Raw genomic sequence first — 26,372 nt, forward strand, 5'->3', positions numbered from 1 at the left:
CACCTGTTTTCCGACCGTACTGGAGGCCGCATTTCGACGAAAACGAGTACCGACTGTCCGTAATGAAGGGTGTCCCGACGGCGTCAGGCGGCTAATTCGTTTCGACGGGACTCGGTTGCCGCCTCGTCGACGCGCGGTTCGTCCGCGTCGTCGTGGAAGACGACGCCGTAGACGTCGTAGGCCTCCTCGGGCGTAATATACTCCTTTAGGACGTCTTCTCGAACCGCTTCGGGGTCGCGCTCGAGCGGATCGCCGTAGCCGCCGCCGCCCGAGAGCTGGAAGCTGACGGTGTCGCCGTACTCGAGTTCGAACTGACCCTTGGGATGGAGTTCCTCGGCTTCGTCGTCGGGGTTGAGGACCGTTTGTCCGCTGTCACCGCCTTCGCCGCCCTCGAGTCCCCACGGCTGGGACTCGGTCCGTTCCAACAGGTTGGTAAACGAGACGTTTTCGGCGAACAACGTGAAGTCCTTCCTGAGGCCCAGCCCGCCGCGGTGTCTACCGGCGCCGCCCGAGTCGGGGATGAGTTCGAGGCGGTCGATGACGACGGGATACCGCGTTTCGTGGAGTTCGACGGGGATGTTGGTGACGTTGAACGACGAACAGATGCCCTCCTCGCCGTCCTTGCGAGCGGAGGCACCGACGCCCCCGATCATGAAGTCATAGAGGATGAACTGCTCGCCGGTTTCGGGATCCGCTCCGCTGAAGTTGGGATTGCCGAAGTGACTGCTCGCCGCGATCACTTTGTCGGGCACCGCCTTGGCGACCGCACCGAGATTGAGTTCGACGATTCGTTGATTGATGATCGGCCGAGCGTTCGCCGCCGTCGGCGGTTCCGGGTTGAGGAACGACCCTTCCGGCGCGCGGACGGTCATCGGTCGCATGATCCCCTCGTTCTGTGGGAGGTACTTCTCGGTGATCGCTTTGAGCACGAACGCGGAGTACGCCCGGGTGTAGTTGATGTAGCTGTTGATCGCACTCTGTGTCGCCGGGTCGGTCCCCTCGTAGTCGAAGATCAACTCGTCGCCGGCGATTTCGATCGTCACCTCGAGGTCGACCGGTCCGCTGTCGACGCGAACGTTGTCCATGACGTCCTCGAAGGTGTACTCGCCGTCGGGCATCTCCCGGAGGTCCTCTCGGACGCGCCGTTCCGATTGCTCGATGATCTCGTCGATACACGTGTAGATCGTCTCGCGGTCGTACTCCTCGATGATCTCCCGGAACAGGGTCGCGCCGTGATGGTTGGCGTTTTGCTGGGCCTTCAGATCGCCGATCACTTTGTCCGGGATTCTGACGTTCGCCTCGATGAGGTCGACGAACCATCGCTCGAGTTCGCCCTCCGAGATCACCTTCGTCGGGAACAGCCTGAGTCCCTCCTGATAGATCTCGGTCGCCTCGACCGCCTGCGATCCCGGTGCCATTCCGCCGACGTCGATGTGGTGGGCGATCGTCACCGAGAACCCCTCGATCCGGTCGTCGACGAACACCGGGGTCACGAGGAACATATCGGGCAAGTGGCCCGACCCCATGTAGGAGTCGTTCAACAGGATTCCGTCGCCTGGCTCGAGGTCGTCGTAGTCGTACCGTTCTCGCACGTGCTGGACCGCGTACGGCATCGATCCGAGGTGACCGGGGCTGAAGTTGCCCTGTGCGACCATCCGTCCTTCGCGGTCGAACAGGCCGGTCGAGAAGTCCTGACCGAGCGAGACGGCCTCGCTCTTCCCGGTTCGCTGGAGGACCTTCCCCATCTCGTTGCACATCGCGACGAGTCGATCCCAGATGACCGTAAACGTGATCGGATCGAGTTCGTCGGCGTCGATACTGATCTCTGCGTCCGTATCTGTCTCACTCATGGTCGCTTACCTCGTTGATTTCGACGACGAGATTGCCGTACTCGTCGACGGTCAGGACGTCACCCGGTGGAACGACGGTCGTCGAGTTGACCTCTTCGATGACTGCGGGGCCGGTGAGTTCGGCGCCGGGGGAGAGTTTCTCCCGGTCGTAAATCGCGGCTTCGGTGAAGCCGCCAGCGCTCTTGAAGTACGCCTCTCGCGTTCCCTTCCTGGCGTCGCTCGCACGAGCCGACCCGCTCTCGGCCGTCTCGAGGGACATCGACTCGGTCGGGCTCCGAACCGTAATTTTCCACGTGATCCCCTCGATATCCTCGCCTTCGTCGCTGTAGCCGTACGTCCGCTCGTAGGTGTCGTGGAACCGCTGTTCGATCGTCTCGATATCACCGGAGCCAAGCGCCCCGGACGGAAGTTCGACGCCGAGTTCGTGTGCCTGGCCGACGTACTTCATGTCGGCTTCGCGCTCGACTTCGATCCGGGTATCGTCGCCACCCGCTTCCTTGACGAGTTCACGGCCGCGGGCCTCGAGGTCGTCGTAGATTTCGTTGACGTGCTCGAGGCCGTCGGGCGTGAGTTCGGTGATGTACGTCTGATCGAGGTGGAACTCGATGTCGGCGACGAGCAGGCCGCCCGCGCTCGCGACGCCTGCACCCGGCGGCACGATCACTTTCGGAACGTTGAGTTCGTGTGCGATGAACGCCGCGTGGGACGGACCGGCGCCGCCGAAGGCGATCATGCCGAACTCGCGGGGGTCGATCCCACGTTCGGAGGCGTGAATCTGGCTCGCTCGCGTCATCGCGTTGTCGACGATCTCCTTGACACCCCACGCCGCGTCGTACGTATCCATTCCGAGCGGTTCCGCGATGTCCCGATCGATCCCGGCGAGCGCGTCGTCGACGTCGATCTCCATCCGCCCGCCGAGGAAGTACTCCGGGTTGAGGTAGCCAAGCGCGAGGTCGGCATCGGTGACGGTCGGCTGGGTGCCGCCACGACCGTAACAGATCGGTCCCGGCTCCGCACCGGAGCTTTCCGGGCCGACGGTGATCCGGCCGGTGTCACTTGCCGCGGCGATCGAGCCGCCACCGGCGCTGATCTCGATCATGTCGATGACGGTCAGGTTGATCGGAAGGCCACTGCCCTCTTTCATCTCGGCTTCGTCGACCTCGAAGACGTCCGTTCGCTTGGGTTGGCCGTCGATAATAAAGCAGATCTTCGCCGTCGTCCCACCCATGTCGAACGAAAAGACGTTCTCGTGGCCGACGTGTTCGCCGATGTGGGCCGCGTTGAGCGCACCGGCGACCGGTCCCGACTCGATGATCTGAACCGGCGACTGCTGGATCATCTTCGGCGTCGCGACCCCGCCGCTCGATTTCATCATGAAGAACGAGCCGTCGTACCCCTGCCCGTCGAGATCGTCTTCGATCTTGCTCAGGTACTGCTGGACGGTGGGTTTGACGTAGGCGTCGACCACCGCGGTGTTCGTCCGTTCGTACTCGCGGTATTGCTTCGAAATTCCCGACGCCCGCGTGGTGTACAGCTCCGGCGCGGCGTCCTCGATGACTTCCGCCGCCGCACGCTCGTGTCTGTCGTCCTCGTAGGAGTGAAGAAAGCTGACCGCGACCGACTCGTACTCCTCTTCGAGATCCTCGGCCAGCGACGCGAGTTCGGCCTCGTCGAGTGGCGTCACCACGCCCTCTCGGGGGTGAAGTCGCTCCTCGACTTCGTAGATGTTCTCCCGATCGACGATCGGGTCGGGCTTCTCGATAAAGAGATCGTACAGATCGTAGCGTTTCTGTCGGCCCAGAATCGGGACGTCCCGAAATCCTTCCGTCGTCAACAACGCCGTATCCGCACCGTCACGCTCGAGAACGGTATTCGTCGCGAGCGTCGTGGCGTGGATGAGCTGTTCGACGTCGTCGATCTCCGAGTCCGCTTTCGCGAGAAATTCCTCGAGGCCCGTTAGTACCCCCTCGGACGGGTCGTCGACGGTCGTCGGATACTTGTACACGTCGAGTTCGCCGGTTTGGTCGTCTTTCAATACGAAATCGGTGAATGTTCCACCGACATCGAAGCCTATTCGCTTTGGCATTGGTGGTATATGTCCTGGCATGTGTAATAAATTCCCACGGTTTTTCGATTTCAGCCGTCGGAGACACGTTTCAGGAGTGACGTAATCAGCCGGAGATTCCGAGGCGTAGGCGTCGGCGATATCTCTTCGGTTTTCGTTGTAAGTTCGAACTCCTCCGGTGGTCTCTCCAACACGTTTCGTCTCCGACGGTCTCTCCAACACGTCTCGCTTCCTGTGGGGAGCCGTCCGGTCGTCGGAATTGCCGTCCCGATTTTCCGGTGCACCCAAAGCAGGATCGTGTTTCGCTGGTACCGATTTTGCCGGGCCCGTTTCTGTGATAACCGGTCCGATGTGGATATTCAAAACGCGAGGATTTATTTCGTGTGCATATGTACATATGATCATGCCACAGGAACTCGACGGGTTGGACGAAATCGACCGCACTATTCTGCGCATTCTGGTTCAGAACCCACGGACCCCGTACTCGGATATCGCCGAGCAACTCGAGGAAGAGGGGTTCGAAATGAGCGGCGAAGGGATTCGATACCGCGTCTCCAAACTGTTCGAAACGACGTCGATCCTCCTGTTGACGGCCCCGAAACAGCACGGGTGGGAAGTCATCCGGTTGTTCATTTCGGCCGAAGATAGCGAGGGTGCAAAGGGAGAGACGTTCGAGGCGTTGGCGGATATGGGATTCTGGATGAACTGTCGTGGTATCGGTTCGTTCGACCTGTACGCCGTCGCAACCGTTTCCTCGAACCGGGACGCTGACGCCCTGATCGATACTGTCCGAACCCTCGAGACTGTCTCGAACGTGGAGTACATGATCGAGACGGACCGGATGACGACGATCGAAAACTACCTCGCACAGTAACCGCACAGTTTCCCTTTCGAGTCGGGCACCGTCGGATGCGTTCTCTTCGTTTCGATCGCGGTCGGTCGTATTTCACGCGAGTATCGGCGAGCTGTCCTCACGGTCCCATCGCACCGTTTACGCAACAGTCTCACGGAGAAACCGCGATCGGTCTGTACTGTCTCGACGAGTGAGTACAACTGACCGGATTCGATCTCGACGTAACGACAGCGGGAACTGGACAAACCGTGGTCATCGGTCGCTTTCCCAACACCGATACGTTCTTTGTTTTAGCAAATACAAACGGTTACACTTTTGTTTCGCGGGGTTATAGGGTCGGATATGGATACTGAATACGGCTGTAAAGTTTGTCGAGTTCTTGCAGATCACGATCTCGACCACTACGACGAACGGTTGCTCGAGGAATGGCGCGGCGACGGTTCCCAACGAAAGGGATACAGACAGCTCGCCCGGTGGTTGAACGTCACTCTCCTCCGCCGAGAGATGGACAAGGTCGGACTGTCGACGCTCGGTGACGAGGCCGAATCGAAGTACGATCGGCTCCAGGAGGGGGGAACGACGAGCAGCGAGGTCGCGTCGATGCTCGAGCGAGAGGGGATCGACGTCGAGCGGTTACAGAACGATTTCGTCTCCTACGGCGTCCTTCGGACCCATCTCCTCGAGTGCCTCGGAGCGGAGTACGAAAAACAGGACGAGAGCGAGTGGGAGCGCGAGGCAATCGAGATCGCTCGCAATCACGCCAGAGAGAAGATCGTCTCGGCCGTCAATTCACTCGAGCGAAAGGGAAAGATCCGTGGCGGCGAGGAGACGACCGTCCACGTCGACGTCGAACTCGAATGTGAATCCTGTCAGACACGCGTTCCCCTCCGGCGGGCGATCTCGCGCGGCGAACTCTGTGACTGTGCGTCCATGGAGGTACACCAATGAGTGAACTCACGCTCTCTATCGAGAACGTCGGCGGAATCGACTCGGTCGACTGTACACTCACCGACGAACTCAACGTCGTCACCGGACCGAACTCCTCGAACAAGACGTCGTTTCTCGAGGCGGTCGCGTTCGGCCTCGGTCGATCGACGGTCCCGATCAAAAACGACGCGGAGACGGCGCGAGTCGAACTCTCTTTGGACGGGGAAACGGTCGTTCGAACGGCGACACAGACGGGCCACGGCCTCGAAATCGACGGCGAAGGCTGGATCGACGACCCAGAGGACATCGAGTTGTTCGAACAGTTCGCCTGCCTGTTCGAGTTCAGCACCGTCCGCTCGGCGGTGAGAAACGACGAGAACTTCGAAGACGTCCTCAAAGGCCCGATGGATATCGACGCACTCGAGGCCGAACGCGAACGGAAGATCGTCGAGAAAAACGAACTGGCAACGGAGATCGAATCCCAGGCAAACGTCGAGGAGCAAATCGCCGCCCGAAAACGGGAGCTCGAGACAAAACGCGAGACCGCCGTCGAACTCGAGGCGGCGCTCGACGACCTGCGGGACAAACAGCGGGAGATCACCGACGACGAGGAGTTCGAAGAGCTTCAGGAAACCCGATCTCAGCTCGTCACCAGACGGGAGGACTACCGAACGCAAATCGAAAACTACGAGGACGCGATCGATCGGCTCGCCGACCAGATCGCCGACATCGAAGCCGAACTCGAGGAGGCCCGAGAGACCGTCTCGGAGTACGACGCCGAGTCACTCGAGTCTGAGAAGGCCTCGATCAGAGACGACCTCGACGAGATCACCAATCGCCTCGACATCCTCCAATCGGTGTTGACCGCAAACCGGGAGATGCAGTCTTCGGCGTACACCGGTGTTCTCGGCCAACAACACGGGCTAACCGGTGATACGATTACGTGCTGGGCGTGTGGCAACGAGGCGACGGCCGAGGAGTTCGACGAGACGGTCGCGGATCTCACCGAACTCATCGAGGCGGACAAAGAACGCCGCGCCGAGTACGAGCCCCGCCTCCGGGAAATCAACGAGCAGATCGACGCCGTCGACGAGGCTCGACGCCGGGTCGAAACCCTCGAGTCGAAGAAACGATCCCTCGAAGAACAGCTCGAAGACAGGCGAGATTCCCTCGAGACCAATCGCGAACAGATCGAAGCGCTCGAAGCGGAGATCGAATCCACCGAGGAGCAACTCACCAGAAAGGAAGCAGAACAAGAGAACGAAACGAGCGATTTGACCGACGAGATCGAGTCGACCCGCGTCGAGTTACACTCGGTCCAGACGGATATCGAACGCCTCGAGTCGACGATAGACGACCTCGAAGCCGATCGTGAGGAACGAGAACGGAATCGTGAACGCATCGAGTCGCTCCGAGACGAGATCCACACGCTCACCGAGCGTATCGAAAACCTCGAGCAACGTCTCCAGACCCAGTTCAACGAGGCGATGGACGAGTTGATCGAGTTGCTCGAGTACGAAGCGATCGAACGCGTCTGGTTGGACGGCAATTTCGATCTGATCGTCGCTCGGGAAGAAGACGGCGTCACCCGCCAGGATACCATCCACAACCTCTCGGAGAGCGAGCGTGAGATGGTCGGGCTCGTGCTTGCGCTTGCCGGTTACATCGCCTACGACGTCGCCGACGCCGTCCCCATCCTCGTCATCGACACGCTCGGCGCGTTCGACGCGGAACGAGCGACGGGACTGCTCGAGTACTTTACCGACGAGTCCCCGCTTTTGATCACCGCTTTGCTCCCCGACAACGAGGCCGTACTCGCCCAGTCGGATCTCGAGTACGATTCCGTCAACCCGAAACAGCTCACGCCGTAGGAACGAACTGTCTCGAGGAGCGTCGAATCGACTCGTGAACGCGAGTCGATCACGATCTGTCTGTCGTTTTCTCCAACAAACGATCTGCCTGTCGTTCTCTCCAGTAAAACATCGACGGCACCGATTTCGACACTGATCGTCGATCAGTCTGACGATCGGGTGTCCGACGACGGAGAATGGCAATCGACAATAGTGTGATGTCGACGTCTGCAAACTCACGACCCGTCTGTGGTCGAAGCGAAAAACTGTTACTGCGGTTCGGTTCATACGGATTCCTGTCCCGATGTCCCGGCGGTGAGTCGAACCGTGTGAGACGAGTCTCGGTGGAGGAGTGCAGCGAGTCCACCGTTGCAACCACCCCTGGTTGCGGGTGCGCCGGAACTGACTGACAGTAAACCGGCTCAGTTGCCGCCGGCGAGAGTCAGGTCGTCGCTGAACTCGATATTGATGTTTTTCACGCGGGTGTGATCGAGCAGTTCCGAGATATCCTCCTTGTTCCCGATACCGCTCTGTTTGTACCCGCCAAACGGCGCGCCGATGTAGTGGCGGCCGTGCTGGTTGATCCAGATGTACCCCGATTCGATGTCGTCTGCGGCTTGGTGGGCCGTGTTGAGGTCGTTCGTCCAGACGCTCGCGGTCAGGCCGTACTCGGTGCTGTTGGCGATTTCGATCATCTCGTCGTACTCGCTCCAGGTCATCACCGAGAGCACCGGACCGAACGTCTCCTCGTGAGCGATCGTCATATCCGGCTCGACTTCGAAGACGGTCGGCTCGAGGAAGTATCCACGATCGTACTCGTCGACGGTCTCGCCGCCGAACAGCACGTCCGCACCTTCCTCTTTGGCGATGTCGATATACTTGCAAACTTTCTCGAACTGCGGCTGGGAGACGACCGATCCCATCGTATTCGACTCGTCGAAGGGGTCGCCGATCGTCACCGATTCGAGTCGATCGAGAAGCGGCGGGACGACGTCGTCGTAGGCATCTTCGTGGACGAGCAGTCGGGTCCCGCTACCACAGGACTGGCCTTGCCAGGGCAACGCCATCGCACCCTGGAGTCCGTCGAGCACGCGGTTCATGTCGGCGTCGGGATAGACGATGAACGGATTCTTCCCGCCCAACTCGAGTAAGACGGGCGAGAGGTTCTTCGAGGCACCTTGCATGATCTTCTTTCCGGTTGCGGGGCTACCGACCATCGAAACGAGCCTGACGTCTTCGTGTTCGACGAGATTCGCGCCCGTTTCGCCGAACCCGGTGATGACGTTGATCAGCCCGTCCGGGAACAGGTCACACTCGTCGACGATCTTTCCGATGTACAGCGCCGAAAGCGGCGTAAACTCGGACGGTTTGACGACGATGCCGTTGCCGGCGACGATCGCGGGCGCGATCTTTTCGGCCACGAACATCGTCGGGTGGTTGAACGGAATAATGCCGGCGACGACGCCGTAGGGTTCACGCTGGGTGAAGTTGTGGTTGTTCGGCCCGGTCGGAATCGTCTCTCCCTTGAGTTCGGTCGCCAGTCCGGCGTTGTACGTGAGGTTTTGGGCGCCCTTTTCCGTATCGAATTTCATCCGGGAGATACTGCTCCCGTTGTCTGCGACGTCGATCTTCGTCAGTTCGTCCTGATGTTCGAGCAGGAAATCCGCGAAGGCTTCGACGCGTTCGCGGCGTTCGAACACGTCGAGTTCCCGCCACTCCTGGCTGGCTCGGTCGGCCGCCTTGACGGCCTCGTCGACCTGATCTTCGGTCGCGATCGGAACGTCGGCGAGAACGTCTCCTGTGGATGGGCACTCGTTCTCGAAGGTCTCTTCGCTGGAGACGAACTCGCCGTCGATGTACATTCGGTCCTCTATCTCGAGGGAGACGTGTTTTCCAGACAACGTCTCTAGATCGTACTCGAACATGCTATACGAGTATATGTCTGGCGCCTCTTATATAGCCGTTGTGACTGACGAACACTCCGCCGAGTCGGTGGCCCAGCGAGTTACGGAAACAATCGCTCGTCGTCGATCGGTGGCCGTTCGAACACGCCGTAGCGGTCGGCGTACGTCATCCAGTCGCGGACGTTCTCTCGCTGGTCGGCCTCGAGAACGAACGGACAGTCGACGCCGTCGGTGACCTGTCGGAGCGCGTCCACCGTCTGCTCGCCATCCCACTCGCCGGTGTCGGCCTCCTCGAGAAACGCGTCGAGGACGGTTTCGTAGTTTTCGTTTCGGTACGCACGCGAGCGTCCGAGCGCGTCGACGAACGCCTCGATCCGGTCAGTGTGGGCGTCGTACACCGACCGGTCGACACAAACGAGGTGGACCAACGGTCGGTAGCCGGTGAGTTCGGCCCACTCGGCGCCCATATCGTACAGCAGATCGTAGTGTGGATCCGCTTCGAGACCCCAGTACCAGTCGTTTATTCGCTCGACGGCATCGAGGTCGCCCGTTTCCATGCGTTCTGCCAGCCCCTGGTGTGTATCGACGACCCACTCGACGTCGTCGGGACCGACCTCGAATCGGTCCTCGAGAATCCCCTTGTGGTACGTCATCGCCAGCGAGCGATCGTGGATTCCGACGCGCGTGCCGATCAGGTCCTGTGGGTCTTCGATCCCGGATTCGGTGCGGACGAACATGCCGTTTCCACGCCGATACGTCAATCCCGCGGCGACCGCGAGGGGGTCGGTGGGGACGACGTCAGTGTGGCTGACGAGCTTCGACGTGACGTATTTTCCCATCGACATCGTCGTCGCGTCGAGTTCGCCCGCAAGCAAGAGTTGGTCTTTCATCGGGGAGTGATTGTGCTCGACCCGGACGGTACCGAGCGTCGGCGTCACTTCCCCGGTCTCTAGGGCGTAGTAAAACTGCCTTGTGTTGTAAAACGGCGTCGTGCTGAACGAGAGCGTCTCCGTCATCACCGATTCATTATTGTCGACCAGCAAAAATCTGCTGACCGGTCACGACCGATTTTGTGTGAAGTGATCCGTCGACCGACGCGAATCCCAACGTCAATCTGTCGTTTCAAAACCGATGACGGCTCTCTTTTGTGAGAGACGACGAGCCGTATTCGTCGCCCCTGAGGGACGAAAACCGACAGACGTAACCCGATCTCGAGGGTTTCCGATTCGGCGTCCAAACCGCTCTTTAGCAATTAATCGTGTTATTTCTCTCGATAATCACGTGAACGGTTGTCGCACATGCAAGGCAAATCCCGAGTTGAGTGAAGGGGAGACAATTGGTGGTTTTTTATATTACTACAATTTCAATAGAAATAATGGACTCAGGGCGTTATTTGGATAACAATCAAATTACTTACCTATACCGTCCGCCGCGGTGGCCAAGGAGTACGGTCCCAGCCGTCGTTCCCGACTCCAGAAGTCACAAGGTATATTATTGAAGCGGGTATTGTATTCGGATGTATGTCAGTAGACCTCGTGGTCAGAGACTGTACAATCGTAACCCCTGAAGGGCAAGTAGGCCCGAACGCTGGGGTCGCGGTTGACGACGGGAAGATCGTTGCGGTCGGATCGAGCGAAAACCTACCAGACGCCGATGAGGTGGTCGAGGCAGACGGGAACTACCTCGCACCCGGCGTTATCGACTGCCACATTCACAACCGCACGCCCGGTCTCGAGTACAAAGAAGACTGGAAGACGGCTACTCGAGCCGCCGCGGCTGGCGGTGTGACCACCGTCATGGGCATGCCCAATACGGATCCGGTTATCGACCAGCCCGAACACATTCGAACGAAAGCGGACCTCGGTGACGAGAACGCGCTCGTCGATTTCCAGTTCTACGCGGTCATCACATCCGACAACTACGATCAGGTCCACGACCTCGCCGAAACGGGCGTCGTCGGCTACAAGGTGTTCCTCGGCACCACGATCGGTGCGATCCCCCCACCGAACGACGGCGAACTCCTCGAGGCGATGGAGCAGGTCGCGGAGACCAACCGCCGACTCGGTTTCCACGAAGAAAACGACGAGATCCTCTCGCACTTAGCCGAGAAGTTCCAGGAGGAAGGGAAAGACGACCCGATCTACCACACGTGGTCGCGCCCCCCGATTACGGAACGAGAGGCGATCAGCCGAACGATCCTCTTTGCGGAGGAAACCGGCGCGAAGATCCACATGTTCCACCTCTCGTGTGGCTCGGGTGCGGAACTCGTCGCCGATGGGAAAGACCGCGGCGTCGACGTAACCGCCGAGACGATGCCCCACTACCTGTGGTTCACCGAGGACGTTATGCGAGAGAAAGGAAACGTCGCTCGCATCCAGCCACCCATCCGCGATCAGGAAGAGCAAGATCGCCTCTGGGAGCAGGTTCACGGCGACGGCATCGACTGTATCGCGACGGACCACTCACCTCACACGGACGAAGAGAAGGGGATGGACGACCCGTTCAAGAACACCTGGGAGGTCATCTCCGGCTTCGTCGGTCTCGAGACCGAAGTCCCGGCTATGCTCTCGTTCGTCAACGAAGACCGCATGAGTCTCGAGCAGTGGATCGACATGCACTCGACCCAGCCAGCGAAGATCTGGGGCATGTATCCCGAGAAGGGATCGCTCCAGGTCGGTACCGACGCCGACTTCACCATCTTCGACCTCGAAAACGAGTGGACACTGGAGGATCGTCACTCGCTTCACTCGAAGAACACGGTGACGCCGTTCGAGGGTGAAACGTTCAGTGCGAGCGTCGAGACGACGATCGTCAGAGGCAACGTCGTCTACGAGGACGGCGAAGTCGTCGGCGAATCCGGCTACGGTACCCAGGTCGACGTCGACGAAATCGACAACGATTACGGAAACTAATGAGCGAAGACGCATACGAACGCGGCCGAGAGACGGGGGCACGTCTCCGAGAGGCTATCGAGCACAATCTCGAGGGCTTCTGGAAGGCAGTCGCCGACCGTGGACTCGCCCGCGAGACGGTACACGAGGAAGCACGCGCTAACCGAGAGCGTCTTACGGAGTCGACGCGATCGACGATTCGTGGGATGGCCGACGCGGCGGGTGTTTCTCAGCGCGACCTGCTCGCGTTCAACCTCTTCGAGGAGACGCTCGTCACCGATGGTTGTACGACGGCCATCGCCGCCGGTACCGCATCGGCAACCGGCGAGACGATCTTCTTCAAGCAAAGCGACAAGAAGGGTGCCGACGAGTTCGAGGGCGAAGATTACCACCAGCACAACCAGATCAACGTCGTCAGCGTCGAAGACCCCGACGACAAGAACAAAGTTATCGGCGTCACGGCCGCGGGTTCGACGGCGGTCAAGATGGGGATGAACGATCAGGGCGTCGCCATCGGGTCGAACATCTCCCGGACGGTCACCTTCGACGAGGAGGGCAAAGATTCGAAAGACTGGGCAGCCGCTTCCCGTGGCGCGTACATGCGCGAAGGACTGCTCCATGGCGACACGGCGGAGGAAGTTGCAAAGCACATCACGCCGATGCTGTTCTCGGATCCGATGTCCTCGCCGGGTAATGTCCCGATCGCCGACGCCGAGAAGGCGATAATCCTCGAAGGCGAGTTTACCCATCTCGCGAGCGAGTGGGTCGAAGACGACGTCATCGGTCGCGCGAACAAGTTCGAAGTGCTCTCCGACCTGGCGCGTTCGCGTGAGGAGATCCCCTCGAGTTACTCGCGTCACGAGCGAGTGATGGAGGTCCTCGAGGCCGAAAACGGCGACGTGACTGCCGAGACGATGCGTGATCTGTCGATGGACCACGCAAACGGACCAGGCCTCGAGTCCATCTGTCGCTATCAGGAGAACGACTACACGGACGAAACGTCGCTTTCGGCGGCGATCTTCGAACTCGACGGCGACGAGCCGGAAAACAGCACGATCTACATCGCGCTGGGTAAGCCGAGTTACGCCTGGCGAACTGAGGAGGGTGACGGCTGGCTCTCTCTCACAGCGGGCGCCTCCGAGGACGACGTCCCGGATCGATTCCTCTCGGGCGATGCGTGGCTCGAGCATTACACGGAAGAACCCTACGAAGGCGAGGCCGAACCTCCGGCGCTCGACTGAGTTTTCGTTCTCGTTTTTTCGTTTGTACACCATCGGTAGAGTCGACAGCAGTCGGTGGTCGTAGCGAAGGCCGTTGACCGCCATCTCGTTATCGTCGCACCGAACCGATTCGGCCAGTTATCTACCGCGTATTACACAAAATATTATTGTGGGAACCTTCCTACGATATTAAATTTTCCGCCAGATTTAAGTTGGATGAGGATTACTGTGGGACGTATGCCACCAGTCAGCAGACGCAATATTCTCTCGAGTGGGAGTGTCATCGGAGCCGGTCTTATCGCCGGTTGTCTCGGCGGCGACGACGATACCGTCCACCTTCAGGTCGATACGGCCGCGGAGGGTGCATCTCACTACAACATGTCCGCCCCATTGGTCGAACTACTCCCCGAGCACTCTGAGGATCCAGCGCTCAACGCCACGGTTAGTTCGTCGGACGGATCGGTCGCGAACATGCGAGCGCTCGACGACGACGAAATCGATATCGGAACGTCCGTCGACCAGATCGGGCACTTAGCCTACAACGGACTCGGGCCGTTCGACGGGAACGAAATCGACGTTCGTTGCATCATGCGCGCCGAACTCGTCCCACAGTACTACGTAGTCCAGGCCGATTCGGACATCGAATCCATCTGGGACCTCGACGGTCGGTCCGTCACCCCCGGTCCGGAAGGTGGTGGAACGACCGGACAACACGAGTCGCTGATGGAAGAGTACGGTCTCGAGACCGACGACGTCTATCTGAGCTACGGAGAGGGTGGACGTGCGCTCCGCGACGGTGACGTCGATGCGTGGTTCGTCTTCCACGGTTCGGACGCGATCAACGCGTTTGCAACCGATGGTGACGAACTCGAACTCCTCGAGTTCGACGAGGAGGCGATGACTGGGTTGCAGGAGGTGTTCCCGTGGACTGTTGCGGCGGATGTCACCCCGGATATGCTCGAGAATTACGAGGACACCACGACTGCGATGGGAACCCACGGGTACTGGATGACGACCCCGGATATGGACGACGAGGTGGTCTACGAGCTGTGTCGCGTGGTTACGAGCAATCCGGGGCCGATTCAGGATAGTAACGTCAACTCCGAGGAGTTCGGGCTCGAGTTCGCCCATTACGACTTTGGTGTCCCGTATCACGACGCCGCAATCGAGTTCTTCGAAGACGAGGGCGTACTCTAATCGTTATGAGTACAGCAGCCGAGGAGGAAGCGACGATTCCAATCGACGACGACACGACGCGAACGCAGAAGCTGTTGGCAGTTTTGATTGCGGCGTTCACCGTCTACGTCGCTTTGACGCTTCAGTTCAGCACGTTCCAACGGCTGGGGACGTTTCTCCTGCTGACGCTCGTCTACCTGTTCCTTCGATTCCCGCTTCGGGAGACGATCGAACGGGAGCTAAGTGAGCGACAGGTGCGACTCTGTAACTGGTTCGACGTCGCGATGATTGTCGGGTCGGTGGTCGTGTACGGCTACCTGATACTCAACTCACACCAGATTATCGAACAAGCGGGGAGGGTACAGACGTTCGAAATACCACTCGGCTTCCTCGCGATGTTCGTCGTCATGGAAGCGACGCGACGGACGATCGGTTGGACGATTCCGTTGTTCGCGGCCGGATTCCTCACCTACGTCTATCTCGGCCCGATGTTTCCGGGAATATTCAGCCATCCAGGATACTCGACCAATCAGCTAATCGTACAGATGTACGTCAGCACGAGGGGTTTGTTCTCGTTCCCGCTTGCCGTGATGTTCGACTACGTGTTCCTGTTCGTTCTGTTCGGCGCGTTACTGGAGGTTTCGGGCGGTGGAAAGATGTTTTTGGATCTCGCGAAGGTCCTGTTTGGAAAGGTGACTGGCGGCCCGGCGAAGCTCTCGGTATTCGCGAGTGGTTCGATGGGGATGATCTCCGGTAGCGCAGTTGCAAACGCGCTGACGACGGGCGCATTTACGATCCCGACGATGAAAGACCAGGGATACGACCGCGATTTCGCGGCCGGCGTCGAAAGTGCTGCGAGTACCGGCGGACAGTTGCTTCCACCGGTCATGGGCGCGGCCGTGTTCATCATGATGGACATCACGGGTATCGATTACGTGACCATCATCACGAGAGCGCTCATTCCGGGCGTGTTGATGTTCCTCTGTATCTACCTCGTGGTCCACTTTCAGAGCGTCAAATCCGGACAGGTCGGTCTGCCCGACGACGCGATTCCAAACCGACGGTCGGTACTCCGGCGACTGTACTATTTCATCCCGGTCGTCGCCCTCGTGTACTTGCTGTACGATGGCATCAGCGTCCGCCGATCAGTAATCTACGGTATCGCGATCCTCCTCGTCGTGACGGCACTCGTCCGCGAGGCACGACTGTACGATCCTCGGCAAGAATCACACGATCTCGCATCGAACCCGTTCGTCGACGCGATCGAACTGACCGCGAAACGTGCCGCACCGATCGTCGTCGCCGCAACCTGTATCGGGATCATTCTGGGCGTCATTGGGATGACCGGTGTCGGACTCGCGATCTCCTCGGTCGTCATGGATCTCGCATCGATCCACCTGATGGTCGCCCTCGTCGTCGTAATGCTTCTGAGCATCATGTTCGGGATGGCAACTGACACGGTCACCGTGTACATCCTCCTCGCAGTCCTCGTGGCGCCCGGACTCGTCGATATTGGGGTCCCCGAACTAACCGCCCACCTGTTCATCTTCTACTTCGGACTGATGGCGATGGTTACCCCGCCGGTTTGTATTGCCGCGTATGCGGCCTCGACGATCGCCGAGAGCGATCCACTCAAAAGCGGCTTCTGGGCGTGGCGGCTCTCGCTCGCCGCGTTCTTGCTTCCATTCGCGTTCGTCTTCGACGAAAATCTGCTACTGATTGGCTCGAGCGATGCGATCGCGTTGTCCGTCCTGACGACGATCGTCGCCCTCACTGCCCTCGCTGGGGCAATCGTTGGCCACGTCTACACGGATCTCTCGCGAACTGAACGAATCGTGCTCGTCGGTGCGTCCGTCCTGTTGATCGCCCCGAGTCCGACGGTGAACGCCGTCGGTTTCGGTCTGCTCGTGATCGGCGGATTCCGTCAGTTCCGAAACATGGCGTCCGAAAGACGACTGACGCCACAACCGAGCGAAGGCGACTGAACCGGTCGCCAACCACCGATCGAGGGATCGGCTCGGATATCGCACGGTCACGAAACCCGACCACGGTTGGCAAACGATGTCGCAAAGAGCCGTTCGAAGACGAATTCGTGGTACGGTATCTCGCGTGTTCGGAAGTCGCCGTTCGGTACGTTGACCGCCTAGACGTGATGAATTCAACACTTTGTTCATTTCCAAAGACAAACTCAACACTCCCTTCTTCGTGCAGTGAGACGGTTTACTGTTAGTCAGTTTCGGCGCACCCGCGACCCTGGCGGCGGTTGCAACGGTGGACTCGCTGCACTCCTCCACCGAGACTCGTCTCACACGGTTCGACTCACCGCCGGGACATCGGGACAGGAATTCGTATGAGACGATACGGCGAACTGTGTGAGTCGGGTTACTCCGAGCCGGCGATAACGACTGGAACCGGGCTGTTCAACGCCACGTTTTGTGTTACGCTTCCGAAGAGAGCCTTTCCGACCGGCGACCGCTTTCTGCCGCTCATAACGACTGCGTCGGCGTCGGCGTCGTCTGCAACCGCCAAAATAGTCGCTGCTGGATCACCGTGTTCACGGCGCGTCGAAACGGTCACACCGTTCTCGCTGAGATACGATGCCGTCGCTTCGAGACTCTCCGGTGGCTCCGTCTTTTCGAACAGCTCCTCGGACTCGAGACGACCGCCGTCTAAATCCTGTACGTTACGTTCTGCAAAGACGCTCAAGACGATTGCTTCGACGTCGTCGGCGGTACGGGGGAGTGAACGGACCGCGTCCGCCGCCACGTTCGCTCGGTCCACGTCGGGATCGACTGGAATGAGAACACGATACATACCCACACATTATTCGTCGAAGATCTTGAACTAACTGGTGACGTACAATCGCTCAGAGGCTGTTCGTTCGTCTTTCGCTATCGGAGCAACTCGAGCAGTTACACACCGATCGCATCAAGCAGTCACACACACCGATCGCACGAGCAGAACGTGGCTCGAAACGAACAGCGTGTGTGAGAGCCGTGACTCCGATACTGCGATCAGGTGTGTCGTGACTTGCGATGGCCCCCATCGTCCCCGGATTCGGCCGACCTGGTACTGTCGACGACAGCGTGAGAAGCGAATTATCGCAGTGAAACGTCTTTCGTCTCCGTTCCCATCGCGAGGATGAGGATCGCACCGGCGGCCATGCCGATGGCGAAGGGGGCCAACGCGACGAAATACCCCCACGTGACGAGCAGACCAGCCACGATCGGACCGCTGATCGACGCGATCTTGCCGATACCGCTTGCGAATCCGAATCCCGTCGCGCGAACCTCGGTCGGAAACAGTTCTGCGGTGTACGCGAGCATCGGTCCCCACGCACCGATCAGGAAGAAACTGGCGAAAAAGAGGCTCAACAGCGGATGAACGGCATCGAGTCCCACGATCGACCAGCCGGCCAGTTCGGCGGCGAAGGTGAACGTAAACACACCCGCCAACAGTAGGTAGCCACCGATCGTGTACGTGCGGCCGATCCTGTCGATCAGATACGCGGCGCTGAGTATTCCGGGCAGTTGTGCAATAGCGACCAGAAACAGTTGGCCGTACAGATCACCGCCGACGTTTGCCGCCTCGAGTGTATCCGGAAGCCAGATGAAGATGCCGTAGAATCCGAAGTTGATGCCGAACCACGAGAGCGACGCGAGAATCGTGCGTCGACGCAATCCAGGTGAGAACAGTCGGGCAAAACTCGCGCTGTCACCACGGTCGGATCGCGTCGCAGTAATCGCAGACGGAGAGCCGCCGTTTTCGCCCGCGATGTCCCGGATTCGTTCGTTCGCATCGTCGAGGCGATCGCTCGAGGCGAGATAGTACGGCGTCTCCTCGAGTCGCCGAATAACCAGAACGAGAAACGCCGGGAGCGAGGCGCCGACGAAGACGAATCGCCAGGAAGCGACGCCGAGAATCGTCCCGTCGGTGGCGAGAACGTCGAGACAGAGCCACGCGAGAACGACCGCCAGGATCGTTCCGATCGGCCAGAACACTTCGAAATAGACGATGTATCGACCCCGGTTGCGCGTCGGAAGGTGTTCACTGAGATAGGAGACGGTGATGGTCGTCGCCCACCCGACGCCAAACCCGGTCAAGAGCCGAAACACGAACAGCGAGTAGAACCCGAGTGAAAGCGCAGTCAACCCCGCAAACAGCGAGTAACAGAGGACGGCCCACTGGAGGCCGGAGACGCGCCCGACTCGATCGGCGTACCAGCCACCGAACCAGCTGCCAAACATGATGCCGACTAATGCACTACTTCCGAGTAATCCGGCCGCGAGACCCGAGAGCGACCAACTGTCTATCAGGACCGGCAGGACGAACGAAATCGAGAGGATTTCGACGGCCGTAAAACACAACGCACACCCGGTGATGAGTAGCAATCGTCGGTGAAACGGCCCCGTCGAGAGATCGTCGACCACGTCACTGACGGTCGTTCCATCAGACATCGTCGAGCGCCTTGCGTCGCGAGTTATCTCGGTGGAATCTGTCGTCACCTATCCCGCTCGGTCGGGTCCGTCGATGATTGGACACGGAGGTCGGTCCGTAGGGAGTAACGTGATCGACGGACAGTCGAATACGAGGACGACTAGATGCGTTCATCGACGATATAGCGGTTCGGACGAGATGAAAGTAGTCTTTTCTAACGTTTGTTGACAGCTGTCGTAGCGAGATCACCGTCGAGGGTAGTACCTCCAAGTATCGTCGTCGGAAGTCGGTTCCGCTGTCCACTCGAGTACGAGTGGCGACCAACTCGATGTGGTGGGTCGATAGTGAGCGGTCACAAACGACAACGGGGTACGTTAGACACCAGATCGGTGCTCGAAACCGGCCGCCCCTCTACAGTCGCTGTTCGATTCGCTGGATGAGTTCAGTTGTCGCCGTCGCGGAGATCAGACGCGAGTTGGCGCCACTCGCGGCCGGATTCGCGGGCCATTTCGACGAGTTCGTCGGGTGCAACGTGATACGGTGGTCGAACGGGCCCGGGGTCGATGTATCCCGCACCCCCGATCCGAGCCTTCTGAAGCGGGATCGTGTACAACCCATAGAGGTCGTCGTGACGGACGTTCATCGTTTCCGGGTAGACTGCTTCCGGACCGACCTGCGGGTAGAACTTCTCGTTCGTTTTGTTGATACGGTAGTTCAGTTCCCGCGCGGTCTCGTCGTCTCCCTCGTCGATCGCGTCTCGAAGTCTGAGCGCCGGCAAGGGATCACACGAGGCGCTCCCCGACCAGGCGGCGTTCGCACGCTCGGGTGCGAGCTCGTTCGCGAGATACCACTTTCGCTCGATCGGCATCAGCTGAACCGAGTCCCCGATGGAGCTGACGGCGTCGCGCCACCCTGCGTCGACCGCGCCGTATTTCGCACCGACGACCTGTGGAATCTCTGCGAGCTCCTCCCAGAGTTTCGGCGTCAACCGATTCTTGAACGCTGGTGGGTTGTGATAGACGATGATCCCGAGTTCCGGCACCGCCTCCGCGACGTGGCGATGAAACTCGACGGTCGCCTCCGGCGAGAGCTCGAGCCACATCGGACGCCCGAGCAAGACGCCGTCCGCGCCGACGTCGCGTGCGTACTTCATCCGCCGGATCGTCGATCGGGTGTTCAGCGTGGTCGGACCGGCGATCACCGGTACGTCCCCGTCGACGGCCTCGACGGCGATGCGGGTGAAATCCTTCCACTCCTCTTCGGTGAGCGTTGCGGCTTCACCGAACGTTCCGTTGATCATGATGGCGTCTACGCCGTCGTCGGCGAGTTGCCGGGCGCCGCGCTCTGCTTCCTCGCGATCGAGCGTATACTCGGCCGCTGGATCACTGGCGTCGTCGGTCGCCGGCGTCGGCATGATCGAGAAAATACCCTCTACGTCTTCGTACTCCAATCGCTGACTTCCCATACACTCCTAGTGGAGAAACGAAGGCTATAATAATTTGGGTCCGCCCGAGAGCCCGGGCCGTCGGTGGCATCGATCGGAACCGGTCGCCAATCGTTCTCAGCGTCCGAGATCGTCTCCGGAACCGGATCGATCGGCGACGGAGTCGAGTCGGTCCAAGCGGGGGGCGACGACGGCCGCTCCCGTTACTGCGATCGTCCCGTCGGCGGTCCACGCCGTCAGCTCGAGTTCCACCGTCGACGCCTCGTGGTCGATGCCCGCAAGCGTCGCCGTCGTGGTGACGGTGTCAGTCTCGTGGACGAACGACTCGTACCGAACGTCGAGCGTTCGGAGGTCCGCCGGCGACTCGCCGATCTCGAGGGCGGTCTGTGCCAGGTACTCCGCGTTGATCGGCCCCTGGTTTACGCGACCCGAATGGCCACGCGTCTCCGCGTAGGCTGGGTCGAAGTGAATCGGATTTGGATCGCGAAGAACCGCCGAGAGCAGTTGCATGCCCGATGGATCGACGTCGATCTCTCGACGTGCGATCGTGTCGCCGACCGAGAGCCCGTCTCGATCCGTCGGTACCGTCTGTGTGGGTCGGGATTCAGCGTCGTCGTCGGCTGGGCGCCTCGAGTTTTCGTCGCCCGATTGGTTCTCTCCCTCGCCACTCGATTGGTTCTCTCCCTCGCCACTCGATTGGTTCTCTCCCTCGCCACTCGATTGGTTCTCTCCCTCGCCACTCGATTGGTCCCCTCCATCGCCGCCCGATTGGTCCTCGCCGCCGTCATCCCCGCGGACGATGAGGTCCGTCTCGAGGTCGTATGCCGGCTCTCCGTCGTCGGTCGTCACGTCGTACGTGACGGTGACGACGTGAAACGAGCCCCGATCGCGGGAGACGTGCGTGACGTCGGTTACCGTCGCCTGTGCTTCGTACGTCTCGCCGACGCGTATCGGGCGAGCGAACGAGAACCGATGTCCGCCGAGAAAGACCGAGAGGTCGCTCCAATCGTCTCCCCGAAGCGTCTCCTCGATCGTCGAGGACACCGCCGCTTCGCGGGCGATCGCGACGGCGATACTGGGCGGGGCGTTCCAGCCGGTCTCGGCGGCCGACACCGCAGTCGAGTCCGCGGTCGCATCTGTCCAGAGATACGCGAGCCAGGGCTCGAGCGTCGTGGAACCGCCGTCGAACGTCCGCCCTTCGAACTGCGATGGGTCGACGCTCATCGTTCGAGGTAGTAGAGGTCCCCGTGCATCAACTCCCTGGCGGTTCGATCGACGGAGACGGCCTCGACGGCCGTTCCATCACGCTCGACGCCGACCCACATCGTTCCCTTCGGATGGGCAATCGTAACCTCTCCGTCGGCCGACCCCTGACAGAACTCGTTGGGAATCGTCCCCTCGAAGACGCCGGCCGCCGCGGTACACATCGCTCCGGTAACGGCGTAGGCGTGGTGGGCCTTTTGCATCGACATGATTCGGGCGAGCAGGTCGTACTCGTCCGTCTCGACCGTCTCCCCGCCGACCGTCTCGTACGATCGGGGCTCGCCGACGATCGCCATCTTCGGAATTCCGGGACTCTCCGCGGTCGCATCGGCGGCGTCGTCGACGAATCCGAGGCGCTCGCAGGCCGCGCTTCGAACTCGCTCGAGGCGTTCGAGGACGGCCTCGTCGCCGTCGATCGTCCCGGGCGCTTCGGCCGCAGTCAGCGACAGGTCAGACGCGCGGGCGAACACGCACGGGTTCGAGACGTCGACGAGCGAGACCTCGAGCTCGCCGACGCCGGTGACGTCGAGGGTGTCGATCCGGCTTCCCGTCGGGAAGACGGCGTCGGTAACGGAGCCACCGGGCTCGAGAAACCGCGAGCGGATTCGTCCGCCGGTCCCGGGAACGCCGTTGACGGAAAACTCACCGTCGTAGCGGGGCTTGCCGTCCTCGTCGACCGGAAGCGTCTGTTCGACGACCGTTCCGGTGTTCTCGTTACGGAGGCGGAGTGTCGCTCGACCGTCCGGGGCGGGTTCCGCGGTGGCGATACCGTGCTCTATGGCGAACGGGCCGATCGCAAAGGAGAGGTTGCCACAGTTCCCACCCCAGTCGACGACCGGCTTCTCGATGCCCACCTGTCCGAAGAGGTACTCGGCGTCGATATCGTCGTCACCCGGCGCAATGATCATCGCCTTGCTCGCAGTCGAGTGCGAGCCGCCGACGCCGTCGATCTGTTTCGGATCGGGGCTGCCGAACGTCTGTAACAGGAGGTCTTCCCACCGATCCCTGTCGGCCGGCAACTCACTCCGTCGAATGTATACGCCCTTGCTCGTTCCACCGCGAAACAGACTCGCGGGGACGTGCTGTTGTCCCATCGTCCCGCTATTGTTTCGCAGAGATAATAATATCGACGGACTCACCACGCTTCCGGCGGATCGTCCGTCAGGTTTCGATCCACCGATCGGTTTCGATCTGTCGACCCGTTTCGATTCACCGTCCGTTTTCGTTCCATCGACCGGTTTCGATCCACCGCCCCGCTTCGCTCCGCCCGTGTGCGACGGGATAACACCTATGTCGGCGGAGAGTAATACTGGCCCATGACCGACGAGACGTCCCAAAAACGCGAGGCCGCAGCGGCGTTCGACGAGAGCGCGTCCGAATATCTGGAAAGCAACGTCCACCGGGCCGGCGACGACCTGGCCCAACTCGCCTCGTGGTGTAGCGAGGCAAACCGTGCACTCGACGTCGCAACCGGTGCCGGCCACACCGCCAGCGCCATCGCTGACCACGGTGTCGAGGAGGTCATCGCCACCGACGCGGCGCCGAGAATGATCGAGACGGCGACGACCGAATTTTCCCTCACGGGCGTCGTCGCCGACGCCGAACGGCTTCCGTTTGCTGACGAGCGTTTCGACGCCGTCGCCTGTCGAATCGCCGCCCACCACTTTCCCGATCCGGAAGCGTTCGTCGACGAAGTCGCCCGCGTGACTGCCGAGGGCGGCATCTTCGCGCTGGAAGACAACGTCGCTCCCGCGGAGTCGGAGCTGGATTCGTTTCTCAACAGAGTCGAACGGCTTCGGGACCCGACGCACGTCCGCTCTCACACCGAATCCGAGTGGCGACGGTGGCTGACCGAGGCCGGATTCGACGTCGAAGAGCGCTTGTTGCTCTCGAAAGAGATCGATTACCCAGACTGGGTTCGCCAACTCGAGACGCCGGCTGAGAACCGAGCGAAGTTGCGTGAGGCGTTTGCCGATCCGCCGGCGGGAGCGGCGGATCTGTTCGACATCACTTACGAGGACGGAGAACTGGTCTCGTTTTCGAATCTCAAACTGCTCGTACGCGCCCGGCGATAGCGACCCCGTAATTGGACGGGGCCAGGTGAATCCGCGGTTTACTCGAGATTCGGTGAACCCGTAGTCTACTCGAGGTCTGTGCCGATCGCGTCCTCGAGCGAGTCGAAGCCGTCCCGGCGGAGCAACTCCACGAGCCCGCGATTGATCTCGCGGGCGAGGGACGGACCGCGGTAGACGAATCCGGTATATACCTGCACGAGCGACGCGCCGGCCCGAATCTTTCGGTAGGCGCCCTCGGCGTCGTCGACGCCCCCGACGCCGACGATCGGGAGATCCGTCAACTCCGCGATCGTCGCGACGGTTTCCGTCGCCGCGGACTCGAGTGGCTCGCCGCTGACGCCGCCCCACTCGTTGCGGTGGGTGTCGGTCAAGGCGTCGTGGTCGGTCGTCGTGTTCGTCGCGACGATGCCGTCGATCGCGAACTCCTCGACGATGTCGACGAGGTCGACGAGACCGTCTCGAGTCGAATCGGGCCCGACTTTCACCAACAGCGGCTTCTCCGCTTCGTTTTCGGCCTCGAGCGTCGAAAACACCTCACGGAGGTGTTCGGGGCTTTGCTCGTCGTACTCTTCTGGCGTGTTCGGACAGGAGACGTTGAGGACGAAGTAGTCAGCGTGCTGGGAGAAGCGACCGAGTACGCGGCGGTAGTCCTCGATGGCCTCGCGCTCGTCCGAGCTGTTCATCTTGCCGATGTTGATCGCGACCGGAACCCTCGGGGTTCCGCTCGTTGCGAGCCGGTCTGCGACCCGACCCGCGCCCTGGCTGTTGAACGCCAGCCGATTGATCATGGCCTCGTCGTCGGGAAGCCGGAACAGCCTGGGCCGTTCGTTTCCCGGTTGTGGATACGGCGTGACGGTCCCCACCTCGGCGAATCCGAAGCCGAGATCGGACAGGCAGTGCATCACCTCGCCGTTCTTGTCGAAGCCGGCAGCCACGCCGACCGGCGACTGAAAGGTCAGCCCGAACCGCTCGACCTCGAGCATGGGGTGGCGATAGCGGTACTGGTAGCGGATCGCTCGTCTGAGTGCCGCCGACGTCTGTGCCGACGCCATCGCTCGCTTGCCGAGATTGTGCGCCGTCTCGGCCGGCAACGCGAACAGGAGCGGGCGGACGGATTCGTAGAGCGTCATTGTCCATTCGTTCGCACCCACGGACTAAACTCGTTCGACTTCGACGGGCCAGCTGACGTGTGTGACCGCCAGACACGGGCCAGTACTCTCGATGTCGGAGCCGTTCTCCAGCCGACGGAACTATCAATAAATAATGGAAACTATTAATCCGCTGTTCTCCAAAGTTTCAGTCGACGATGGTAGAGTTTGGTATCAACATCAACAATCGCGAACCACTTCTGGTCGAGAGCTATACGGTCGAACGTATGCTCGACCTCGGCGAAGCGGCAGGTGAACACGGCTTCGACTCGGTCTGGGTCGGCGACAGCCTCCTCGACAGACCGCGCCTCGAGCCGATCAGTCTTCTCGGCAATCTCGCGGCTCGCACGGACGACGTCAAACTCGGAACGGGGTGTATGATCACCCCGCTCCGGCATCCGGTTCAGTTCCTGCAAGCCTGGAACAGTCTCGAGATGATCTCCGACGGACGGATGGAACTCGGCGCCTGTATGGGTCCGCCGACGCCGGGCTGTAAAGAACAGTACGACGTCCTCGGCCTCGACTACCGCAAGCGTGCGAAGATGCTCGAGGAACAACTCGAGATCTTCAAGCAGTTCTGGCGTGAGGGAGAACTCAACTACGAGGGAGACATCTACCAGTTCGACGATGTCGACTTCCGACGCGGCCCGGAGATCCGTGATCTGGAACCCGTCCAGGAACAGCCACCGATCCTCGTCGTGAGCAATCCGGCACACCACGATTCGGGATCCGACGACGTCATCAACCGCGCGGCCAGACGAATCGTCGAACTCGGTGACGGCTGGATGGCGGCCGGTCTCTCCGACGCACCGGAAGAGTACGAACGACAGTGGCAGAGTATCGTCGACTACGCGGAAGCCAACGGTCACGATCCTGACGACGTCCACACGACGTTCCAGGTGACGATGACGATCGACGACGATACCGACGCCGCCGACGAGAAGATGGACGAGTACATCCAGACGTACTATCCACAGCTCTACAAGGGCAAAGATCCAGCCGAGTGGGGACCAAGCGGTGACGCCAACGACCTCATCGAGTGGATCGAAGAGTTTCACGAGAGCGGCTGTGACGAGTTCATTATTCGATTCGGTGGCGAGGACCAGTTCGAGCAGATGGAGAAGTTCGTCGACGAAGTAATACCCGCGTTCTAAGAAACGCGCGGAGACGACGATCCGGTCGCCATGTTTTTCCGCGACGGGGCCTCTCGAGAAGCGTCGGGGCGCCGTCGTGGGTCGCCCCCGAGATATGTGCCGAGCGTTACGCAAA

At 60.4% G+C, this 26,372-nt stretch carries 19 protein-coding genes; 9 read left to right on the forward strand and 10 right to left on the reverse strand.

Annotated elements, in window-relative coordinates; genetic code table 11:
- Positions 1 to 83: 83 nt before the first annotated feature.
- Both AB7C87_RS17875 and AB7C87_RS17880 read right to left on the reverse strand, forming a co-directional pair.
- Entirely contained in the window at positions 84 to 1,850 is a 1,767-nt protein-coding gene (locus tag AB7C87_RS17875; protein WP_369730862.1) for a hydantoinase B/oxoprolinase family protein, read from the reverse strand.
- Complete coding sequence (locus AB7C87_RS17880; RefSeq protein WP_369730863.1) at positions 1,843 to 3,936, reverse strand: hydantoinase/oxoprolinase family protein; 2,094 nt, start codon at positions 3,934 to 3,936, stop codon at positions 1,843 to 1,845. The genes AB7C87_RS17875 and AB7C87_RS17880 overlap by 8 nt, the downstream gene beginning before the upstream one ends.
- A 382-nt stretch (positions 3,937 to 4,318) precedes the next feature.
- On the opposite strand from AB7C87_RS17880, the gene AB7C87_RS17885 reads away from it, so the two are divergent.
- The 3 genes from AB7C87_RS17885 to AB7C87_RS17895 all read left to right on the forward strand — a co-directional run bounded on the left by AB7C87_RS17885 (position 4,319) and on the right by AB7C87_RS17895 (position 7,566).
- The gene (locus tag AB7C87_RS17885; protein ID WP_369730864.1) at positions 4,319 to 4,789 is read left to right on the forward strand and encodes an Lrp/AsnC family transcriptional regulator; all 471 of its coding nucleotides are present in this window, start codon (positions 4,319 to 4,321) and stop codon (positions 4,787 to 4,789) included.
- Between the two features lie 321 nt (positions 4,790 to 5,110).
- Positions 5,111 to 5,716: a rod-determining factor RdfA gene (rdfA, locus tag AB7C87_RS17890; RefSeq protein ID WP_369730865.1), complete on the forward strand. Its 606-nt coding sequence runs from the start codon at positions 5,111 to 5,113 to the stop codon at positions 5,714 to 5,716.
- Positions 5,713 to 7,566: an archaea-specific SMC-related protein gene (locus tag AB7C87_RS17895; RefSeq protein ID WP_369730866.1), complete on the forward strand. Its 1,854-nt coding sequence runs from the start codon at positions 5,713 to 5,715 to the stop codon at positions 7,564 to 7,566. Before rdfA ends, AB7C87_RS17895 begins: the two co-directional genes overlap by 4 nt.
- 401 nt (positions 7,567 to 7,967) lie before the next feature.
- On the opposite strand, the gene AB7C87_RS17900 is transcribed toward AB7C87_RS17895, so the two are convergent.
- Positions 7,968 to 9,470 carry an aldehyde dehydrogenase family protein gene (locus tag AB7C87_RS17900; protein ID WP_369730867.1) on the reverse strand — a complete coding sequence of 501 codons (1,503 nt, stop codon included), beginning with the start codon at positions 9,468 to 9,470 and terminating at the stop codon, positions 7,968 to 7,970.
- A gap of 80 nt (positions 9,471 to 9,550) precedes the next feature.
- Positions 9,551 to 10,465: an ABC transporter substrate-binding protein gene (locus AB7C87_RS17905; RefSeq protein WP_369730868.1), complete on the reverse strand. Its 915-nt coding sequence runs from the start codon at positions 10,463 to 10,465 to the stop codon at positions 9,551 to 9,553.
- Positions 10,466 to 10,969: 504 nt separating this feature from the next.
- On the opposite strand from AB7C87_RS17905, the gene allB reads away from it, so the two are divergent.
- From allB to AB7C87_RS17925, 4 genes are all read left to right on the forward strand, one after another.
- Complete coding sequence (allB, locus tag AB7C87_RS17910) at positions 10,970 to 12,361, forward strand: allantoinase AllB (RefSeq protein ID WP_369730869.1); 1,392 nt, start codon at positions 10,970 to 10,972, stop codon at positions 12,359 to 12,361.
- Positions 12,361 to 13,581 (forward strand): C45 family autoproteolytic acyltransferase/hydrolase, encoded by a 1,221-nt coding sequence (locus tag AB7C87_RS17915; RefSeq protein ID WP_369730870.1) that lies wholly within the window; start codon positions 12,361 to 12,363, stop codon positions 13,579 to 13,581. Before allB ends, AB7C87_RS17915 begins: the two co-directional genes overlap by 1 nt.
- Before the next feature lie 216 nt (positions 13,582 to 13,797).
- Positions 13,798 to 14,757, forward strand: coding sequence for a TAXI family TRAP transporter solute-binding subunit (locus AB7C87_RS17920; RefSeq protein WP_369730871.1), 960 nt, complete (start codon positions 13,798 to 13,800; stop codon positions 14,755 to 14,757).
- A gap of 5 nt (positions 14,758 to 14,762) precedes the next feature.
- Positions 14,763 to 16,721 (forward strand): TRAP transporter permease, encoded by a 1,959-nt coding sequence (locus tag AB7C87_RS17925; RefSeq protein ID WP_369730872.1) that lies wholly within the window; start codon positions 14,763 to 14,765, stop codon positions 16,719 to 16,721.
- 397 nt (positions 16,722 to 17,118) lie between these two features.
- Here the strand turns inward: AB7C87_RS17925 and AB7C87_RS17930 are convergent, their stop codons facing one another.
- The 5 genes from AB7C87_RS17930 to AB7C87_RS17950 all read right to left on the reverse strand — a co-directional run bounded on the left by AB7C87_RS17930 (position 17,119) and on the right by AB7C87_RS17950 (position 22,974).
- Positions 17,119 to 17,550, reverse strand: coding sequence for a universal stress protein (locus AB7C87_RS17930; RefSeq protein WP_369730873.1), 432 nt, complete (start codon positions 17,548 to 17,550; stop codon positions 17,119 to 17,121).
- A gap of 284 nt (positions 17,551 to 17,834) precedes the next feature.
- Complete coding sequence (locus tag AB7C87_RS17935) at positions 17,835 to 19,193, reverse strand: MFS transporter (protein ID WP_369730874.1); 1,359 nt, start codon at positions 19,191 to 19,193, stop codon at positions 17,835 to 17,837.
- A 422-nt stretch (positions 19,194 to 19,615) separates the two neighbouring features.
- Positions 19,616 to 20,638 carry a dihydrodipicolinate synthase family protein gene (locus AB7C87_RS17940; RefSeq protein ID WP_369730875.1) on the reverse strand — a complete coding sequence of 341 codons (1,023 nt, stop codon included), beginning with the start codon at positions 20,636 to 20,638 and terminating at the stop codon, positions 19,616 to 19,618.
- Between the two features lie 96 nt (positions 20,639 to 20,734).
- Positions 20,735 to 21,841, reverse strand: coding sequence for an FAS1-like dehydratase domain-containing protein (locus AB7C87_RS17945; protein ID WP_369730876.1), 1,107 nt, complete (start codon positions 21,839 to 21,841; stop codon positions 20,735 to 20,737).
- Positions 21,838 to 22,974, reverse strand: a complete 1,137-nt coding sequence (locus AB7C87_RS17950) for a 2-methylaconitate cis-trans isomerase PrpF family protein (RefSeq protein ID WP_369730877.1) — start codon at positions 22,972 to 22,974, stop codon at positions 21,838 to 21,840. The genes AB7C87_RS17945 and AB7C87_RS17950 overlap by 4 nt, the downstream gene beginning before the upstream one ends.
- A 222-nt stretch (positions 22,975 to 23,196) precedes the next feature.
- Between AB7C87_RS17950 and AB7C87_RS17955 the strand changes: the two genes are divergently transcribed.
- Entirely contained in the window at positions 23,197 to 23,955 is a 759-nt protein-coding gene (locus AB7C87_RS17955) for a class I SAM-dependent methyltransferase (protein WP_369730878.1), read from the forward strand.
- Between the two features lie 65 nt (positions 23,956 to 24,020).
- Here AB7C87_RS17955 and AB7C87_RS17960 read toward each other — a convergent pair whose 3' ends face one another.
- Positions 24,021 to 25,085: a quinone-dependent dihydroorotate dehydrogenase gene (locus AB7C87_RS17960; protein WP_369730879.1), complete on the reverse strand. Its 1,065-nt coding sequence runs from the start codon at positions 25,083 to 25,085 to the stop codon at positions 24,021 to 24,023.
- A 176-nt stretch (positions 25,086 to 25,261) separates the two neighbouring features.
- On the opposite strand from AB7C87_RS17960, the gene AB7C87_RS17965 reads away from it, so the two are divergent.
- A complete protein-coding gene (locus AB7C87_RS17965; protein WP_369730880.1) occupies positions 25,262 to 26,257 on the forward strand; it encodes an LLM class flavin-dependent oxidoreductase in 996 nt (331 codons plus the stop codon).
- The last annotated feature ends 115 nt before the right edge of the window (positions 26,258 to 26,372 follow it).

Source organism: Natrarchaeobius versutus, assembly GCF_041205745.1.
Taxonomy (GTDB): domain Archaea; phylum Halobacteriota; class Halobacteria; order Halobacteriales; family Natrialbaceae; genus Natrarchaeobius; species Natrarchaeobius versutus.

Bases quoted from the DNA above. Each gene is read 5' to 3' on its own strand.
- AB7C87_RS17875 (WP_369730862.1), bottom strand. From the start codon at position 1,850: ATGAGTGAGACAGATACGGACGCAGAGATCAGTATCGACGCCGACGAA.
- AB7C87_RS17880 (WP_369730863.1), bottom strand. From the start codon at position 3,936: ATGCCAAAGCGAATAGGCTTCGATGTCGGTGGAACATTCACCGATTTC.
- AB7C87_RS17885 (WP_369730864.1), top strand. From the start codon at position 4,319: ATGCCACAGGAACTCGACGGGTTGGACGAAATCGACCGCACTATTCTG.
- rdfA (WP_369730865.1), top strand. From the start codon at position 5,111: ATGGATACTGAATACGGCTGTAAAGTTTGTCGAGTTCTTGCAGATCAC.
- AB7C87_RS17895 (WP_369730866.1), top strand. From the start codon at position 5,713: ATGAGTGAACTCACGCTCTCTATCGAGAACGTCGGCGGAATCGACTCG.
- AB7C87_RS17900 (WP_369730867.1), bottom strand. From the start codon at position 9,470: ATGTTCGAGTACGATCTAGAGACGTTGTCTGGAAAACACGTCTCCCTC.
- AB7C87_RS17905 (WP_369730868.1), bottom strand. From the start codon at position 10,465: ATGACGGAGACGCTCTCGTTCAGCACGACGCCGTTTTACAACACAAGG.
- allB (WP_369730869.1), top strand. From the start codon at position 10,970: ATGTCAGTAGACCTCGTGGTCAGAGACTGTACAATCGTAACCCCTGAA.
- AB7C87_RS17915 (WP_369730870.1), top strand. From the start codon at position 12,361: ATGAGCGAAGACGCATACGAACGCGGCCGAGAGACGGGGGCACGTCTC.
- AB7C87_RS17920 (WP_369730871.1), top strand. From the start codon at position 13,798: ATGCCACCAGTCAGCAGACGCAATATTCTCTCGAGTGGGAGTGTCATC.
- AB7C87_RS17925 (WP_369730872.1), top strand. From the start codon at position 14,763: ATGAGTACAGCAGCCGAGGAGGAAGCGACGATTCCAATCGACGACGAC.
- AB7C87_RS17930 (WP_369730873.1), bottom strand. From the start codon at position 17,550: ATGTATCGTGTTCTCATTCCAGTCGATCCCGACGTGGACCGAGCGAAC.
- AB7C87_RS17935 (WP_369730874.1), bottom strand. From the start codon at position 19,193: ATGTCTGATGGAACGACCGTCAGTGACGTGGTCGACGATCTCTCGACG.
- AB7C87_RS17940 (WP_369730875.1), bottom strand. From the start codon at position 20,638: ATGGGAAGTCAGCGATTGGAGTACGAAGACGTAGAGGGTATTTTCTCG.
- AB7C87_RS17945 (WP_369730876.1), bottom strand. From the start codon at position 21,841: ATGAGCGTCGACCCATCGCAGTTCGAAGGGCGGACGTTCGACGGCGGT.
- AB7C87_RS17950 (WP_369730877.1), bottom strand. From the start codon at position 22,974: ATGGGACAACAGCACGTCCCCGCGAGTCTGTTTCGCGGTGGAACGAGC.
- AB7C87_RS17955 (WP_369730878.1), top strand. From the start codon at position 23,197: ATGACCGACGAGACGTCCCAAAAACGCGAGGCCGCAGCGGCGTTCGAC.
- AB7C87_RS17960 (WP_369730879.1), bottom strand. From the start codon at position 25,085: ATGACGCTCTACGAATCCGTCCGCCCGCTCCTGTTCGCGTTGCCGGCC.
- AB7C87_RS17965 (WP_369730880.1), top strand. From the start codon at position 25,262: ATGGTAGAGTTTGGTATCAACATCAACAATCGCGAACCACTTCTGGTC.